The organism is Vibrio sp. KUL80, assembly GCF_059725495.1.
In genome coordinates this window covers 1,422,772-1,438,495 of the sequence record NZ_AP045841.1, presented here as the reverse complement: position 1 = coordinate 1,438,495, position 15,724 = coordinate 1,422,772, and the positions used below count along the sequence as shown (strand labels likewise).

Annotated in this window: 16 protein-coding genes; 8 read left to right on the top strand and 8 right to left on the bottom strand. The window is 46.6% G+C overall.

All coding sequences use genetic code 11. The features are described 5' to 3' along the window. Positions 1 to 116 precede the first annotated feature (116 nt). Positions 117 to 809: a type IV pilus biogenesis/stability protein PilW gene (gene pilW / locus AC6I8U_RS06595; RefSeq protein ID WP_498018327.1), complete on the top strand. Its 693-nt coding sequence runs from the start codon at positions 117 to 119 to the stop codon at positions 807 to 809. A gap of 22 nt (positions 810 to 831) precedes the next feature. Here pilW and rlmF read toward each other — a convergent pair whose 3' ends face one another. The 4 genes from rlmF to AC6I8U_RS06575 all read right to left on the bottom strand — a co-directional run bounded on the left by rlmF (position 832) and on the right by AC6I8U_RS06575 (position 5,340). Continuing rightward, complete coding sequence (gene rlmF / locus AC6I8U_RS06590; RefSeq protein WP_498018076.1) at positions 832 to 1,887, bottom strand: 23S rRNA (adenine(1618)-N(6))-methyltransferase RlmF; 1,056 nt, start codon at positions 1,885 to 1,887, stop codon at positions 832 to 834. Continuing rightward, positions 1,871 to 2,380 carry a M48 metallopeptidase family protein gene (locus AC6I8U_RS06585; protein ID WP_394151422.1) on the bottom strand — a complete coding sequence of 170 codons (510 nt, stop codon included), beginning with the start codon at positions 2,378 to 2,380 and terminating at the stop codon, positions 1,871 to 1,873. The genes rlmF and AC6I8U_RS06585 overlap by 17 nt, the downstream gene beginning before the upstream one ends. Positions 2,381 to 2,566: 186 nt before the next feature. After that, entirely contained in the window at positions 2,567 to 3,751 is a 1,185-nt protein-coding gene (locus AC6I8U_RS06580; protein WP_498018075.1) for a D-alanyl-D-alanine carboxypeptidase family protein, read from the bottom strand. 305 nt (positions 3,752 to 4,056) lie between these two features. Then, a complete protein-coding gene (locus tag AC6I8U_RS06575) occupies positions 4,057 to 5,340 on the bottom strand; it encodes a diguanylate cyclase domain-containing protein (protein ID WP_498018074.1) in 1,284 nt (427 codons plus the stop codon). 303 nt (positions 5,341 to 5,643) lie between these two features. Here AC6I8U_RS06575 and AC6I8U_RS06570 point away from each other — a divergent pair, with 303 nt between their 5' ends. The 7 genes from AC6I8U_RS06570 to AC6I8U_RS06540 all read left to right on the top strand — a co-directional run bounded on the left by AC6I8U_RS06570 (position 5,644) and on the right by AC6I8U_RS06540 (position 11,007). Then, positions 5,644 to 5,922 (top strand): hypothetical protein, encoded by a 279-nt coding sequence (locus AC6I8U_RS06570; protein ID WP_498018073.1) that lies wholly within the window; start codon positions 5,644 to 5,646, stop codon positions 5,920 to 5,922. 135 nt (positions 5,923 to 6,057) lie between these two features. Continuing rightward, complete coding sequence (locus AC6I8U_RS06565) at positions 6,058 to 6,282, top strand: hypothetical protein (protein WP_498018072.1); 225 nt, start codon at positions 6,058 to 6,060, stop codon at positions 6,280 to 6,282. A 299-nt stretch (positions 6,283 to 6,581) separates the two neighbouring features. Beyond that, positions 6,582 to 7,709 (top strand): ABC transporter substrate-binding protein, encoded by a 1,128-nt coding sequence (locus tag AC6I8U_RS06560; protein ID WP_498018326.1) that lies wholly within the window; start codon positions 6,582 to 6,584, stop codon positions 7,707 to 7,709. A 21-nt stretch (positions 7,710 to 7,730) separates the two neighbouring features. Beyond that, the gene (locus AC6I8U_RS06555; RefSeq protein ID WP_498018071.1) at positions 7,731 to 9,437 is read left to right on the top strand and encodes an ABC transporter permease; all 1,707 of its coding nucleotides are present in this window, start codon (positions 7,731 to 7,733) and stop codon (positions 9,435 to 9,437) included. Continuing rightward, the gene (locus AC6I8U_RS06550; RefSeq protein WP_498018070.1) at positions 9,403 to 10,050 is read left to right on the top strand and encodes an ATP-binding cassette domain-containing protein; all 648 of its coding nucleotides are present in this window, start codon (positions 9,403 to 9,405) and stop codon (positions 10,048 to 10,050) included. The genes AC6I8U_RS06555 and AC6I8U_RS06550 overlap by 35 nt, the downstream gene beginning before the upstream one ends. Beyond that, a complete protein-coding gene (locus AC6I8U_RS06545) occupies positions 10,043 to 10,651 on the top strand; it encodes a CDP-alcohol phosphatidyltransferase family protein (RefSeq protein ID WP_394151427.1) in 609 nt (202 codons plus the stop codon). The genes AC6I8U_RS06550 and AC6I8U_RS06545 overlap by 8 nt, the downstream gene beginning before the upstream one ends. An 8-nt stretch (positions 10,652 to 10,659) precedes the next feature. Then, positions 10,660 to 11,007, top strand: coding sequence for a YajD family HNH nuclease (locus tag AC6I8U_RS06540; RefSeq protein ID WP_042499543.1), 348 nt, complete (start codon positions 10,660 to 10,662; stop codon positions 11,005 to 11,007). 67 nt (positions 11,008 to 11,074) lie between these two features. Here the strand turns inward: AC6I8U_RS06540 and dkgB are convergent, their stop codons facing one another. The 4 genes from dkgB to zwf form a co-directional block, all read right to left on the bottom strand. Further along, positions 11,075 to 11,881, bottom strand: coding sequence for a 2,5-didehydrogluconate reductase DkgB (gene dkgB / locus AC6I8U_RS06535; RefSeq protein ID WP_498018069.1), 807 nt, complete (start codon positions 11,879 to 11,881; stop codon positions 11,075 to 11,077). A gap of 105 nt (positions 11,882 to 11,986) precedes the next feature. Continuing rightward, entirely contained in the window at positions 11,987 to 12,355 is a 369-nt protein-coding gene (locus tag AC6I8U_RS06530; protein WP_498018068.1) for a hypothetical protein, read from the bottom strand. A gap of 210 nt (positions 12,356 to 12,565) precedes the next feature. Continuing rightward, positions 12,566 to 14,014 carry a decarboxylating NADP(+)-dependent phosphogluconate dehydrogenase gene (gnd, locus tag AC6I8U_RS06525; RefSeq protein ID WP_128648871.1) on the bottom strand — a complete coding sequence of 483 codons (1,449 nt, stop codon included), beginning with the start codon at positions 14,012 to 14,014 and terminating at the stop codon, positions 12,566 to 12,568. A 95-nt stretch (positions 14,015 to 14,109) separates the two neighbouring features. After that, positions 14,110 to 15,612, bottom strand: a complete 1,503-nt coding sequence (gene zwf, locus AC6I8U_RS06520) for a glucose-6-phosphate dehydrogenase (protein ID WP_234495739.1) — start codon at positions 15,610 to 15,612, stop codon at positions 14,110 to 14,112. Positions 15,613 to 15,724 lie beyond the last annotated feature (112 nt).

Genomic DNA, 15,724 nt, shown 5'->3' with positions numbered 1-15,724 from the left:
CAATCACTTTAAACCGCATTTTAAGATAAGCGGACGATCGACAAAAATACAGCGGATAGTAAATGACTCCTCGCACCAAAGACCACCGTTCAGCAATCTTACAATCCCAACTCACCATGGTAGCAATCTCCTTTCTAATAGGAGGCTGCGTCACCGTCACTGATTCTACTGAGACCAAAATCGACCCCATTGCCGCTGCCGAAACGCGCATCGAACTCGGTTTAGCCTACATACAAAGAGGCCAATTCAGCCGCGCCAAACAGGACTTTGAAAAAGCACTCGAGTTTGCGCCCAACTACTATCGTAGCCAACTTTCAATGGCACATTATTACGAAGTTGTTGGGGAGTACAAAATGGCAGAATCAAGATACAGAGCTGCACTCAAAGTTGCCCCGAACAACGGTCATGTCTATCACAATTATGGCACTTACCTTTGCAAGCAAGGGGAGTATGAAAAGGCAAATCAGTATTTTCTCGACGCGGTTACTCGGCAGAATTACTACAAAATCGCGGAAAGTTATGAAAATGCTGGCTTGTGTGCCTTGAAGAATAAGCAGTTTAAAAGCGCTCAACGCTACTTTGAAAAGTCCCTCGAGCATGAACCACTTCGCCCTAACGCCACAATTCAGTTGTCAGCTTTGGAAGTCAGAAACGGTGACTATCAACTCGCAAGGCTCAGGTTAATGCAGTTCCACCAAAAATATGGTTATCAGAGGCCTAGCCTATCTGTACTACATCAGCTAGAAGTGCAAGCTGGCAATAAAGCCATGGCCGAGAAATATCAAAAAGTGTTAAACGAACAACTTTAAATATTCCCAGCCCAAATTTTAACTACAATAAATGTCCACTCAATACCAAACGCTGTTCATGCGTCATAAACGACCACGCCACAAAGCGGCTTTTCTTTTGGCCTTGCGCCATCTCTTGAATGAGGACATGCGCCGCACCCAATTTCTCTAGGCGTTTTTGCAGTGGACGAATGTTGTCCTTCTTAGAAAGCAGTGTAGAGAACCAAATCACTTGATGCGCAAACTGCTTACTCTCATTCGCCATGTTCAGAACGAATGCTTCTTCACCGCCTGGACACCACAGCTCTGCATTTTGACCACCAAAGTTGAGTCCGTCGCTCTTTTTCTCTGGCTGCGCTTTTCCCTGCAACAGATCGCCGCGCTGTTGTCTATTTTTCGCCAAGTTAGCGTTCTTGCGCTCAGTCCCCTTCTGAGCATCTTCCGCAGACTTATGGAAGGGAGGATTACAAGTGGTTGCAACAAACACATCCCCATGTTGAATCACACCTTCAAAAATGTGCTCACTCTGGGTCTGGTGTCTTAACTCAATTTTTCGCGTGAGCTTAGTATTATGAGTAACGTTGTTAGCAGCACTCGCTAAGGATCCTTCATCGACATCGCTCCCGACCCAGTTCCAGTGGTATTGCGTTGCACCAACAATTGGATAAATGCAGTTCGCACCAACACCGATATCAAGTGCGGTCACTTTGAGGCGTGCTTTTGCCGGACGATCTTGCATCAAGTCATGCTGCAGCCATTCGTTGAGCCTGTGGATGTAATCTGCACGGCCGGGGATCGGCGGACACAAATAGCCATCTGGAATGTCCCAATGACTCAAACCGTAATACGCTTTTAGCAAAGCACGATTGAGCACTTTAACCGACTCAGGATTTGAAAACGCAATACTCATGTCGCCATGTGGATTTTTCACCACATGCTCAGCCAAACTTGGTTCAGCTTCGATTAGACGTTTAAAGTCGTAGCGCCCCTGATGCTTGTTGTTCGCATGAAGCCCACTCGCTTTTCGCTTATCGACAACCATAGTTGAGGGTTTATCTTGCTTACGAGATCGTTGGTTAGATTTATTTTGACGAGTCATTGAGTAATTCTTTGTAGATCATAAAAAGGCGCGCATCGAACTCAAGCTGGTGGTAGTCAGGTTCCATATGACAACATAGTTGATAAAATGCTTTGTCGTGGTTCTTTTCTTTGATATGAGCCAGTTCATGAACCACCAGCATCCGAAGCAGCGGTTCAGGCGCGTCTTTAAACACACTCGCGATTCGGATCTCGTTCTTTGCTTTGAGTTTGCCACCATGAGCACGTGAGATATAGGTATGAAGACCAAGCGCATTGTTGATCAGGTGGATTTTATTATCCCAAATGACTTTCGAGATAGGCGGCGTTTTTTTCATATAACGCTGCTTAATATCCATGGTGTACTCGAAGAGAGCTTTTTCACTCTTGAGTTGATGACGGTCTGGGAAACGCTTTTCAAACCATTGAATAAATCGACCCGACGACACCATAGCATCGATTTGATCGACGAGATGTTGAGGGTAGCCAGAGATGTACTTGAGATGTGGGCTCATAACCGATGCGGAGTTGCTATCAAAGAGCGCGTTATTCTAGCGAGGCAAAGCGATGAAATAAAGAAGCCATTAAATAAAGAACCAATGAAGTCAGTCATAAACATTAATTTCACAACGCGCTTCGGATAGATCCCCGCCTGCGCGGGGATGACGCACTTTTTGACTTTGACGATCTACTTGTCTGGCTTACTGCTCCCAGAGATCCTTAGCATCGGTAAATAGCGACTTAAACCACAGCACCACCGTATCCCAAGCACGCTTAAAGATAGAGCCTTGCTCAACGCTCGATTTAGCGACGAGAGGTTCAGTGGCAATTTCATCGTTGCCTACTTTCCAGGTCACACTGCCGATGATGTCACCTTGATTGATTGGCGCGATCAATGGAGCGAAGACTTCCACTTCTTTTGACACGCCGCGACTGTTACCACGAAGATACGTCGCGTAAACGTCTTGCTCAAACCCTAGCGGGATAGCGCTACTCGCCCCTTTCCATACTTTCGCCGTCACTTCGGTTGCGTCAGATTCCGCGAGCTGGTCTGTCTCATAAAAGCGGAATCCATAGTTGAGTAGCTGCCTTGATGCTTCTACACGAGTTTGTGCACTTGGCGTCCCCATTACAACGGAGATAAGACGCATCTGACCTTGTGTCGCCGAGCTAACCAAACTGTAGCCCGCTTCTGAGGTATATCCGGTTTTACCACCGTCTACATTTAGCGAGTTGTCCCAAAGAAGTCTATTGCGGTTGTACTGCTGGATATCAGCCCAAACGAATCGTTTTTCTGAATACAGTTTGTAGACATCTGGCACATCCTCGATGATGTGGCGCATCAGAATCGCCATATCATTTGGTGTCGTGTGAATGCCCTGTCCATCTAGACCATGTGAGTTGATAAATTGTGTACTTGTCATGCCCAAGTTGGCAGCCCACTGGTTCATCAGCGCCACGAAGCCACTTTCGGTACCAGCAACATGCTCTGCCAAAGCGACAGCGGAGTCATTACCCGATTGGATAATCAAACCACGCATCAAATCCGCAACCGTGACGTTGTCACCTGGCTTAATGAACATTTTCGAAGAATCGGGGAACTTGACTGACCAAGCATTCTCACTCACGGCAACTTTGCTGTCCCATGTTGTTCTGCCATTTTCGATCTCTTTACCCACGACATAAGCTGTCATCAATTTTGTCAGACTCGCCGGTGCAAGTGCCGCATCTTGATTACCGCCAACAATAATTGACCCTGACTGGTAGTCCATAAGGACGTAGCCCTTAGCATTCAGTGCAGGTGGATTTGGTGTTACCAACGCAAAAGCCGTCGCCGATGAACATAGTGCAATCGACGCGAACAAAGCAGACATTGGTTTTTTCATCTCACGGACTCCTTATTCTGTGAGAGCCCCGCAAATTCTGGACAACGAGCGTTTGTGACGCCATTTGAACGCGGAGCTGAAATTTATTTAACCTCTACCCACAAACTAGAATAATATCGGTCACTTGGCTTAGTTTTTTTGTAAGATTTATTGCGTTTTAACAGCAATAGCGAGAACCCTATTCTATCTCCTCCCTCAGAGCAAAAAGATCAACGCACGCGTAGCAAGGCTCTAACGTCATTTATCGAAGAATTGCACGTCTACACCTTGTAACAAAGATGACATATTATGAGCAGTAATTAGTGTCAGATATTGCCCTTAACATCATCACATTCAATAAAGGCGCTCTGCCCACCCCCGGCTTTTTTCGACAAGTACATTGCCCTATCAGCGCTAGATACTGCTTTCGCAACGTCAAGAGCCTTACTTTCACAGAGTGTCGCTCCAAGGCTTAGCTTTACTTCTAGATTCAAAGAGTCATCGATATGAAAGGGGTGTGAGGTAACTTGAAGTATATGATCGGCAAGACTAAGTACATGTGCGCGACTATTGAGGCCAGGAAGAACGACTAGGAACTCATCACCACCTAGCCTAGAGACAATATCCGATTGCCTAGTGAAGTCTTTGAGTTTGTTTGCGAGTGCCACCAGAACCTTATCGCCTATTACATGCCCGTAGGTATCATTGATGTGCTTAAAGTTATCGATATCTAGGTACATAAAGGCGACTTTTTCAGACCGAGTGCAGCACTCACACACCAAGTCGTTCAGCTTAGACTCTAATAGGCGTCGGTTAGGTAAGTCAGTTAGAGGATCTAGGTTTTGAGCCTCCAATAGTCTCAATTCTTTTTCTTTTCGCTCGGAAATATCTCTAGCAATGGCAACAAAGTAGGTGTCGCCATTGTGTTCCACCATATTGACGCTCGCCTCAATGGGGAACTCACTCCCATCCTTTCTGATATGTGTCGATTCAATCAGTTTTTTCTCATGCATACGCATCGACTTAACATGATCTCGCCAGGTCTTACTGTTTCGAAATAATGGGTTAATATCAGGAACAGAGAGCCGCAATAGCTCTTCTTTTGAGTAGCCAAGTCTTTTGTAAGCAAGTTCATTGCAATTCAGGATGTGGCCAAATTCGGCGTCAACCACATATATCGCATCATTAGACTTTCTCACAAGCTGATTTAGAAGAAGTTCAGCCGCTTGAAATTGACGCGAGCCCGATAGATCAACGATTTGGGAAATGAGTCGAGTTACATTGCCACTATTGTCTACTTCTGCTGCCATATTGAGCTCAGCAAGAATAGGGTGACCGTCTTTATGGCGGTAGCGCTTATGTATCTTTAATGACTTTGAGGGGTTAGCAAGGAGCTGAGCGCGAATATCTAGATTAAGTGCAATATCATCGGGGTGGGTAATAATGACCCCCTCAGTGAACAGTTCATCTTGCGTGTAACCTAGCATCTTGGTGAAAGCGGGATTCACATACTCGAGTTCACCCGACGGGCCACTGATCGCAGTGGGTACCGGGGTAACATCAAATAGACGCCGAATCGAGATGCTCAGCTGTGTGGACTCATTCTCCATACTAAACTCACTTTCCGCTTAATCAACAACACTTCCCTGTTTGCCAACGGGCGGCTTCTTGTTCTAGTTTTTTAGATTGTCACTAACGCCGTCGACATGCGGCTTTCTCGTTCAAGATCGTAAAGAAGCTCTCTAATAGTGAATCAAGCTTGGTTACCTTGAGAGTATTATTTTTACGTTATTAATGTATTACTCAATTTTGAGACAATATGAAACGATCGTTCGATATACCTATTTTGTACAGTGTTCACCCTGTCATACATCGCCTATCATGAACGCCCGCATACTCCAGAACCAATCTACATGAGCGCTAAACCCAGCCTTACGGTCGCAACACTAGAACTAATAGATTCAGTCAAAGCAGAGCTTCCCCTCTACAGTGAAGACACGTTTGTGTGTGGGCCCGATAATTCTTGCATCGGCTGCCCAAAAAAGCTGATGGAGCTTGTCGAAACAGAAGTCAGCTATTGGGAGTCGGCACTTGATCGTGGTATCGCTCCAAACTTTGAAGAGCTGCGTCGTTTTGGCAAACTATGCAAGAGCGTAAAACGCGGACTCATCCGTAACGGCTTGGTCAGCTAACCAACAATTCCTGAGCACAGTCTCCAAGTTTTTGGAATCAAGCTCACCTAATGAAATTTATATCTATCATCATTGGTCCTGTTCCTCATGAAAGCGTAAAACCGCTTATCACCTACGTGAATTGAGGAGCATGTTATGAAAGCCCTAGTCAGAATCCACTCAATGGACAGCGCCACACCGACCACGGAAGCACGATTAGAGTTTTATCAGATAGGAATGCTCCTCGATGAACTCGGCAGTGATTGTCCGAATCAGACCGCTCAGTTAGCGAGAGTGGAAATCTTTGAGCAGGGGCATCTAATTCGTTCATTCAATACCTGTATCGATGCCAGATTAAAAAGTATGATTGCTCGTTTTTAACTGATACTCGCTCTCTTTACCCCACCCAAGCAGCGATACGTCTTACAAGACGTTTGCATTCGCTTTCCAAAATCCTAATTTATTCAACGGCATTGAAATTTTTTTCGTGTCGTCTCGGTCATGTTGGCTGATAAGAATCTAGTGATAACTCTACTGTTAGCACCAAGGCTATTGATTATCGCTCGGCAACCTTTACTATCATTTATTAACAACTAGGCAAGGTTAGCCACATACGACATAAAATGGATAACAGAATGAAAAATAAATTGTTTAAGACGTCGCTCATCTCTTCACTCGCGATGGTTGCAAGCGTACTTTCAGCATCAAGTGCTTTCGCGGAAGATGTGAACTGGGACGACGTTGTTAAGAAAGCAGAGGGACAGTCCGTTTACTTCCACGCTTGGGGTGGAAGCCAAGAGATCAACCGCTACTTGCAGTGGGCAGGCAAAGAGCTGAAAGCACAATACGGCGTGAACTTTAATCATGTTAAGGTCACCGATATTGCTGAGACGGGTTCGCGTCTACTGGCAGAGAAAGCCGCCGGCAAAAACAGCGGCGGTAGTGTTGATATGGTTTGGATCAATGGCGAAAACTTTAAGTCAATGAAAGACAACTCGCTGCTTTACGGCCCATTTGTCTCGGACCTCCCAAACTGGGAATACGTTGATAAGTCGCTTCCCGTCGATAGTGACTTCTCAGAACCCACTGACGGCCTAGAAGCGCCATGGGGTGTGGGTCAATTAGTCTTTATTCATGACACACAAAGCCTAAATAACCCACCAGTCTCGTATATGGAAATGCTGAACTATGCAAAGGCCTTCCCAAATAAACTCAGCTATCCAAAGCCACCAGAGTTCCATGGCACCAGCTTTCTAAAGTCACTGCTTATCGAGCTGACCGATAATGACCCATCACTATCCAAACCTGTAGACCAAGCTGACTTTGCTGGCGTCACTCAGCCTTTATGGAACTACCTTGATGAGTTCCACAAAGTGGCATGGCGCGGTGGCAAGCAATTCCCCGCTGGCACAGCAGAAACTATCCAACTACTTGATGACGGACAGATTGATCTTGCGATTACGTTCAATCCAAATGCGGTGTATTCGGCACAAGCAAGTGGCAACCTAAGCGACACTACAACAGCTTACGCTATGGAAAGCGGCGCTCTGTCTAACATCCACTTCTTAGCAGTCCCTTGGAATGCTAACGCGAAAGAAGGGGCTCTCGTTGCCATTAACTTCTTGTTAAGCCCAGAGGCGCAATCGCGTAAAGGCGACATTAACGTCTGGGGTGACCCTTCTGTCTTGAACAAGCAATACTTAAAAGGTAGCGCAGCTAAGACTCAACAATTCAAATCCGTTGCCGAACCTCATCCAAGCTGGCAAAGTGCGCTTGAGCAAGAATGGCTCAAACGTTACGGCAGCTAACGAAGACTTGAGTTAACGATTATGCTAAGACTGTTGTACGCCATATTGGTTGTTGTCTGCATTCTCCCTACCATACCTGGCCTTGCGGGTGTGGTAGTGGCATCACTCGGTTACATTCCTCCGCTCAACCTGAATGAGTTTAGCGTCACTGGATTTACCGATGTTTTCGCGTGGCAAGGCGTCGAAAAATCCATCGCGCTCACTTTAACCACTGCTATTGTGAGCAGCTACTTTGCTTGCTTCCTCGCTTTTGCCATTATCGCAGCGAGTTGGAACAGTCGTTGGTGGAAGAAAATTGAACTGGCACTATCGCCACTACTGGCGCTGCCACACGTGGCGTTTGCCATTGGCTTTGCGTTTCTGTTCTCACCAACAGGGTTTGGAGCACGGGCACTTGTTGAACTCTTTGGAGTCAGCAGCCAGTCCGGTCTTAGTGATGCCCCTTGGTTAGTAAAAGATCCCTACGGCATAGGACTGACATTGATGCTTGCCATCAAAGAAGTGCCCTTTCTTCTGCTGATGAGTATTCCAATATTACGCCAGCTGAAAGTTTGCGAGTCGTTGAAGATCGCTTCTTCACTTGGTTACTCTGAGGCGGCGGCATGGTGGAAAATCATCCTGCCTCAATGGTTTGCAAAGATCCGCTTTCCAATGCTCGCTGTCATCGCATATAGCTTATCCGTCGTTGATGTTGCCTTGATTATTGGCCCGACGAACCCGCCTACGTTTGCCGTTCTTGTATGGCAGTGGTTCAATGATCCAGACCTCAACCTACTTCCAAGAGCCAGTGCGGGTGCCGTTATTTTGTTTGTCATTGCCTCACTACTCATAGGCCTAGCTAGACTGATTGAGTTTGTCGTCGTCAAATACGCAAATCAATGGCAATATTCTGGACGCTACGCAATTCGCCTGCCGGGAAAATCACTATTTATAATTATTGCCGGCATCGTCACCGCCATGGTACCGCTTACTATTATCTGGACGTTTGCTCAGCGCTGGCGATTCCCTGCTCTGTTGCCATCACGTTATACAATGCGATTTTGGGAGTATGAATGGGAAGGGATGACTAGCGTAATCAGCCAGAGTCTAACCATCGCCATAATATCTGCCTCGATTGCACTAATACTTGCCATCGTTGGGCATGAGTATCGAAATAAGTATCGTCTGCAAATCCCTGGATATGTCATTGCGATTCCGATGTTACTTCCGCAACTGAGTATTCTATTTGGTTTGCAAGTAGCCACATTGATGCTCAATGACAGCGCCTATCTATTCTGGGTGTGTTGGTCTCACGTATTCTTCGCGTTTCCATTTGTTTATTTATCGCTGGATGGACCTTGGCGAGGATTTAACGATCAGCTCACTAAAGCCTCCATGAGTCTGGGTAAAAGCCCGCTCTACACTTGGTTTCACGTCAAGCTGCCACTGCTGCTTCCTGCCATCATCTTTGCGTGGGCGATCGGTATCAGCGTGAGTCTGGCTCAGTATTTGCCAACACTGGTGCTTGGTGCAGGGCGTATCGCCACCATTACCACCGAAGCGGTGGCTCTCTCGAGCGGGTTTGATAGACGTGTTACCGCGATATATGCGCTGTTCCAAGCTCTATTACCTCTGCTCTTTTTCACCATTGCGGTGCTGGTTAATCGCCTTCACACCCGTTATCGCCGAATTAAATTTAAAGGATTGTTAGTTAATGACGCTCTTGCTAGAAAACCTCGCCATCCGTAAGCGTGATGGTGAGGTGCTGTTTTCTAATTGCAACTTCTCTATCGACTCAGGAGCTATTCTGACTTTGATGGGACCCAGCGGCTGCGGTAAATCGACCTTGCTCGATGTTGTCGCCGGTCACCTTGCACCTGAGTTCACCTACTCGGGACAGGTTCAGCTCAATGGGCAGCGAATCGACACCTTGCCTCCCCACAAGCGTCGTGTTGGCATACTTTTCCAAGACGACTTGCTGTTTCCTCATCTGAATGTTTGGGAGAATTTAGCGTTTGCTTTGCCCAATGAGGTCAAAGGGTCGAATCGCAAATCACAAGCGATGGAGGCGCTCAGTAAAGTCAGACTCTCGAAACTTGCTGAGCAATATCCAGAGCAACTCTCTGGAGGTCAACGAGCCCGCATCAGCCTAACCCGCATGCTGCTCGCAGAGCCCGAGGTTGCCTTATTGGATGAACCCTTTAGCAAGCTTGATAAGGAACTGCGCGTGCAGTTTCGAGACTGGGTAATGGATCAATTAAAACAAGCCAATATTCCGACTCTAATGGTGACGCACGATGAAGATGATATCCCTCAAGGGAGCCAGGTACTCAAATGGCCATGGGAGAGCGCACATGCTTGATCGACTAAGTATCAAAGTCATTCGTTGGCCACTGGCGCAATCGGCAAGAGTATTAAATCAAGCTGGGGTTACTGCCAATCAAACCACATTATTTGGATTTGCTCTTGGCTGTTTAGCCTTCCCTGCTCTCGCTTATGAGCAGTACTCACTCGCCCTTGTTCTTATCGTTCTTAATCGTATTTGCGATGGATTAGATGGCGCGCTTGCGAGAATTCAGGGTATCAGTGATGCTGGCGGCTTTCTCGACATCAGTCTCGACTTCTTATTTTATTCTCTGATCCCCTTTGGCTTTGTCATCGCCAACCCAGAGCAAAATGCCATTGCCGGTGCATTTCTCATTTTTTCATTCATCGGAACAGGAACTAGCTTCTTAGCGTTTGCCGTTATGGCGGGAAAACGAGGGATTGAAAACCCTGTCTATCAACACAAATCGCTCTATTACATGAGCGGTTTGACTGAAGGCACAGAAACCATAGGGTGTTTTGTGCTACTTTGCTTGTTCCCGCAACACTTTGCGGCGATTGCGTTTGTATTTGGTACCGCTTGCTGGTTTACCACATTCACCCGCATTTACTCAGGCTTTCACACGTTAAAAGAGTAAGGAACAGCATGTCTTCTGACTATTTCGGTACCAGTGCCGCCTACGCGCGTAAAGAGAGCGACTATCGCGAAAAGGCACTTAAGTTATACCCTTGGGTTTGTGGTAGCTGCGCTCGTGAGTTTGTCTATTCAAACCTACGGGAACTCACGGTTCATCACAAAGACCATGACCACACAAATAACCCTGAAGATGGGAGTAACTGGGAGCTCTTGTGCTTGTACTGTCACGACCATGAGCATTCAAAATACACAGAGCATGAGCTCTACGGCAGCGAAGTGAAGCCCGGCGAAGATAATCACCAAGCAGCGACACACAACCCTTTTGCTGATCTCGCCAATATGATGAAAAAGAAGTAGTGATAAAAAAACGTCAGGCAAATGCCTGACGTTTTTCGTTAGAATCGCTGTAAATAGAATACTAAATCTAGTCCCACTCTGGTGCGAAATCAGGGTTCGCTAAGCGGTGACCACGATCTAGGTTAGCAATCGTTGCCATATCTTCATCGTTTAGCACAACATCAACATAACCTAAGTTACTCTCGATGTTTGCCTTTTTCGTCGACGATGGGATAGTGACAAAACCTGACTTAGCCATCCAAGCCAGCACGACTTGTGCAGGTGTCGCGCCGTGTTTTTCGGCGATGTGCTTAATAGAGCCATCTTTCAATACGTCGCCATAGGCGAATGGCATGTAGCCTGTCACAATCATCTCGTTCTGCTTGCAGAAATCGACAACTTGAGCGTTCTGCAAGTATGGGTGCACTTCCACCTGATTGGTGTAAAGCACGCCTTCACCAAGAATCTCAATCGCCTGCTTCATTTGCGCTACCGTAAAATTCGACACGCCGATATATCGTGCCAAACCAGAATCTTGAGCATACTTGAGCTCTTGAAGGTACTCCTCCATTGGCACTGCCTCATCTTTTAGCGGCCAGTGAATAAGAAGGAGATCAACGTGTTCGAGTTGTAGATCTTTCAAACTCTCATCAAGGCTTGGGATGAAAGAGTCTTTGCCAAGCTTATCCATCCAGATCTTTGTTGTCACAAAAAGCTCATCACGTGCGATACCCGAGTCAGCAATCGCTTGCCCTACTTCTTTCTCGTTTCCGTAGATTTGAGCGGTATCGATGTGACGGTAGCCAGCCTCAAGAGCCATTTTTACTGAGTTGTAAGCGTCATCACCCTTTAAGCGAAATGTACCCGCACCAAGCGTTGGAATAGAAAGGGACATAACTTCTCCTTAGTTTTGATTGTTGTCCCGTCAGTCTAGCAGTATGTGTACGTTCGATTTACTACCAAAATCACAAATGTTTGTTGCGCTAGGTGCAAAGGTAACTTATTTCGGTATCGGTATGATCGCTTGCGTTTCGTCGAGTAACTCTCTTTGATAGCTCAGTGAATCCGACTGGTCATTGAGGTATTTAAGTAAAACACGAGTTATGCCTTCGCGGTAGTTTACCAGACCACTATCGGCACCATTGAGCTCGGTATTGGTATAGCGATAGTAAATGCCCTCTCCCGCTTGCTCACGAGATAGTCTTTCTAAGGAAGAGTGGTTTTCAATCTTATCCCCATAAAACGCATAAGTAGGTCGACCATCCAGTGGCGTTAGTTCAATTGCCGTTGATAAATCTAGAAGAGGAGAGCGAGTTAATTTGCTCATCAACTCCGGTTCCGCAGAGAGTATGTTGAGGTATGTGCTCATAAAATATCCTTATAGGTTGACCGAGAAACGGACGAACCAATGTAAACATCATTGTCATGGCACATTATGACAGACGGCTTATTTCCGCCTAAGTTAGAAGTTATATCGGATTCGAATAGATCAAGCTCCACCAGCCTTGACGGTTGTATAATGCGCAAAAAAAGCCTCGCTAGATAGCGAGGCTCGAATTAACTTTGTATCTTAAACCGCTTACACGTCGTAAGTTGTAGACGCAGTGTCGCCGCCCGTACCAGTCCAGTTTGTGTGGAAGAATTCACCACGTGGACGATCAGTACGCTCGTATGTGTGAGCACCGAAGTAATCACGTTGAGCTTGAAGCAGGTTCGCTGGCAGACGTGCTGTTGTGTAGCCGTCTAGGAAAGATAGCGCAGAAATCGTACATGGCATTGGAATGCCAGCCTCTAGAGATTTCGCTGCTACTTTACGCCATGCCGCTAAGCTGCTTTGTAGGATGTTTTTGAAGTACTCATCTGAACCTAGGAATGCGATATCTGGGTTCGCTTCGTATGCATCACGAATGTTGCCTAGGAATGCAGAGCGGATGATACAACCACCACGCCACATTAGTGCTACGTTACCGTAGTTTAGATCCCAACCGTTCTCGTTTGATGCTTCACGCATTAACATGAAACCTTGAGCGTAAGAGATGATCTTAGAAGCGAGTAGCGCTTGACGAAGTGCATCAACCCACTCTTGCTTGTCACCTTCTACTGGCGTGATTGTCTTACCGAATAGAGACTCAGCCTCAACGCGCTGGTCTTTAAGAGCAGACAGACAACGAGAGAATACAGACTCAGAGATAAGCGTCAGTGGAATACCTAGGTCAAGTGCGTTGATACCTGTCCATTTACCTGTGCCTTTTTGGCCCGCAGTATCAAGGATCTTCTCTACTAGTGGCTCGCCGTCTTCATCTTTATAGCCAAGGATGTCAGCAGTGATTTCTACTAGGTAGCTGTCTAGTTCAGTCTTGTTCCAATCAGCAAACACTGCCTGCATTTCGTCAGCAGACATGCCTAGGCCGTCTTTCATGAACTGATACGCTTCAGTGATCAGCTGCATGTCACCGTATTCGATACCGTTGTGCACCATCTTAACGAAGTGACCTGCACCATCGTTACCAACCCAGTCACAGCAAGGCTCACCAGCGTCAGTTTTTGCAGAGATACCTTGGAAGATAGGCTTAACCGCTTCCCAAGCTTCTGAAGCGCCACCTGGCATGATTGAAGGACCGAAACGCGCGCCTTCTTCACCACCAGAAACACCGGTACCGATGAAGTGGATGCCTTTCTCACGAAGAGCAGCAACGCGGCGGTTTGTATCTGGGTAGTTTGTGTTACCACCATCAATGATGATGTCACCTTTATCTAGAAGTGGTACTAGAGCTTCGATGAACTTATCGACAACGTCACCAGCACGTACCATAAGCATCACTTTACGTGGCGATTCTAGCTTCTCAACTAGCTCTTCTAGTGAGTACGCGCCAACAATGTTTGTGCCTTTCGCTGGACCTTCTAGGAACTCGTCAACTTTTGCAGCAGTACGGTTGTGAGCCACAACTTTAAAGCCGTGGTCATTCATGTTTAGGATAAGGTTCTGACCCATTACCGCCAGACCAATTACACCAATATCACCTTTCATCATTCTCTCCATCAATTCGGCAACTTAACTTGCTGCTTTGAAATTTTTGGTCGCGCCAAGTTGTGCAGCTCTCCCAGCGCGACATAATCTTGTGATTACAGTTCGCAGTAATCTGTGTCTGTCAGGTTCTTGCAAGGGAAGCGCCAAGCGCGACCATCGTTGTGAAGCAGCTGATCAGACTCTTTAGGACCCCAAGTACCACACGCATAACCAAATAGCGCTTGTGGATCTTGTTTGAAGTCTAGAATCGGTTGTACAAACTCCCAACACGCCTCTACTGCATCACTACGCGCAAATAGTGTTGCGTCACCATTAAGTGCATCCAACAGAAGACGCTCGTACGCGGTAAGCATTTGCGTTTCTTGAAGTGACGCGTAGTGGAAGTTCATCTTCACTTCTTTGGCGTTAAAGCCCGCTCCTGGCTCTTTCAAGCCAAAGCTCATCTGAATGCCTTCATCAGGTTGAATGCGGATGATAAGCTTGTTTTCAGGTGCGTCTTTACCAAACACTGGGTGCGGCGTTTGTTTAAAGTGAATCACCACCTCGGTGACACGAGTCGGCAAACGTTTACCTGTGCGGACATAAAAAGGAACACCATTCCAGCGCCAGTTATCGATAAACATCTTCAAACCAACGTAAGTCTCTGTACGAGAATCGTCCGCTACCCCGTGCTCATCACGGTAGCCCGGTAGGAACTGTCCACGCACATTGGATTCTGTGTACTGACCTAGCACTAGGTTGTTACGCAAGTCATCTTCCGAAAGCGGGCGCAAGCATTGCAGCACTTTAACGACTTCGTTACGAATTGCATCCGCGTTAATTTGTGCCGGAGATTCCATGCCTACCATTGCGAGTACTTGTAGCAAGTGGTTTTGGAACATGTCACGCATTGCACCCGAACCATCGTAGTAGCCGCCACGCTCCTCAACACCTAAGAACTCAGCACCCGTGATTTCTACATAATCAACGTACTGATGGTTCCAGAGTGGCTCAAACATCGCGTTCGAGAAACGCAGAACAAGTAAGTTCTGAACCGTCTCTTTACCTAGGTAGTGGTCAATACGATAGATTTGATGCTCTTGGAAGTGCTCGTGGATCTCTTTGTCGAGCTGTCGCGCTGACGCAAGGTCATAACCAAATGGCTTCTCGATGATTAGACGCTTCCAGCCTTGGCTTTCATCATTAAGACCGTGAGCCGCTAGGCTTGCTGGAATAATGCTGTAAAGGCTTGGCGGTGTCGCCAAATAAAATAGCGTGTTGCGTTGTTCAAAGCCGTATTGGTTTGCAACGTCATCAAGGCGGGTTGCGAGTTTCGCGTAATCTTGAGTATCAGAGGTATCAATCGCTTGATAATGAAGATGGTTACAGAATGCTTCTAGCGTTTCTGGCTCTGTCTTCTCCATCTCTTGAAGAGAAGCTTTGAGTTTCTCTCTGTATGATTCGTCACTGTATTGAGTGCGGCTCACACCAAGAATAGCAAATGATTTTGGCAGCTGGTCGCTGGCATACAAATGGTAAAGAGCAGGGATCAACTTACGGTACGTAAGGTCGCCTGAAGCACCAAAGATCACGATGCTACTATTTTCAGGTATTACCATCTTTTTTCCTTAGACAATGGGGGCAATTGTTTAGCGGACGCCAATGTTAACAGCGTGCTAGATAAAAAGAAAATAAGTTTTGCCTATCCAAAGGATAGGCAAATTCACTCAA

What these genes read in the sequence shown, in the direction of transcription:
- dkgB (WP_498018069.1), bottom strand. Translation starts at nt 11,881, where the DNA reads ATGTCCCTTTCTATTCCAACGCTTGGTGCGGGTACATTTCGCTTAAAG.
- AC6I8U_RS06540 (WP_042499543.1), top strand. Translation starts at nt 10,660, where the DNA reads ATGTCTTCTGACTATTTCGGTACCAGTGCCGCCTACGCGCGTAAAGAG.
- AC6I8U_RS06530 (WP_498018068.1), bottom strand. Translation starts at nt 12,355, where the DNA reads ATGAGCACATACCTCAACATACTCTCTGCGGAACCGGAGTTGATGAGC.
- AC6I8U_RS06565 (WP_498018072.1), top strand. Translation starts at nt 6,058, where the DNA reads ATGAAAGCCCTAGTCAGAATCCACTCAATGGACAGCGCCACACCGACC.
- AC6I8U_RS06560 (WP_498018326.1), top strand. Translation starts at nt 6,582, where the DNA reads ATGGTTGCAAGCGTACTTTCAGCATCAAGTGCTTTCGCGGAAGATGTG.
- AC6I8U_RS06550 (WP_498018070.1), top strand. Translation starts at nt 9,403, where the DNA reads ATGACGCTCTTGCTAGAAAACCTCGCCATCCGTAAGCGTGATGGTGAG.
- AC6I8U_RS06545 (WP_394151427.1), top strand. Translation starts at nt 10,043, where the DNA reads ATGCTTGATCGACTAAGTATCAAAGTCATTCGTTGGCCACTGGCGCAA.
- zwf (WP_234495739.1), bottom strand. Translation starts at nt 15,612, where the DNA reads ATGGTAATACCTGAAAATAGTAGCATCGTGATCTTTGGTGCTTCAGGC.
- AC6I8U_RS06575 (WP_498018074.1), bottom strand. Translation starts at nt 5,340, where the DNA reads ATGGAGAATGAGTCCACACAGCTGAGCATCTCGATTCGGCGTCTATTT.
- pilW (WP_498018327.1), top strand. Translation starts at nt 117, where the DNA reads ATGGTAGCAATCTCCTTTCTAATAGGAGGCTGCGTCACCGTCACTGAT.
- AC6I8U_RS06555 (WP_498018071.1), top strand. Translation starts at nt 7,731, where the DNA reads ATGCTAAGACTGTTGTACGCCATATTGGTTGTTGTCTGCATTCTCCCT.
- gnd (WP_128648871.1), bottom strand. Translation starts at nt 14,014, where the DNA reads ATGAAAGGTGATATTGGTGTAATTGGTCTGGCGGTAATGGGTCAGAAC.
- rlmF (WP_498018076.1), bottom strand. Translation starts at nt 1,887, where the DNA reads ATGACTCGTCAAAATAAATCTAACCAACGATCTCGTAAGCAAGATAAA.
- AC6I8U_RS06585 (WP_394151422.1), bottom strand. Translation starts at nt 2,380, where the DNA reads ATGAGCCCACATCTCAAGTACATCTCTGGCTACCCTCAACATCTCGTC.
- AC6I8U_RS06580 (WP_498018075.1), bottom strand. Translation starts at nt 3,751, where the DNA reads ATGAAAAAACCAATGTCTGCTTTGTTCGCGTCGATTGCACTATGTTCA.
- AC6I8U_RS06570 (WP_498018073.1), top strand. Translation starts at nt 5,644, where the DNA reads ATGAGCGCTAAACCCAGCCTTACGGTCGCAACACTAGAACTAATAGAT.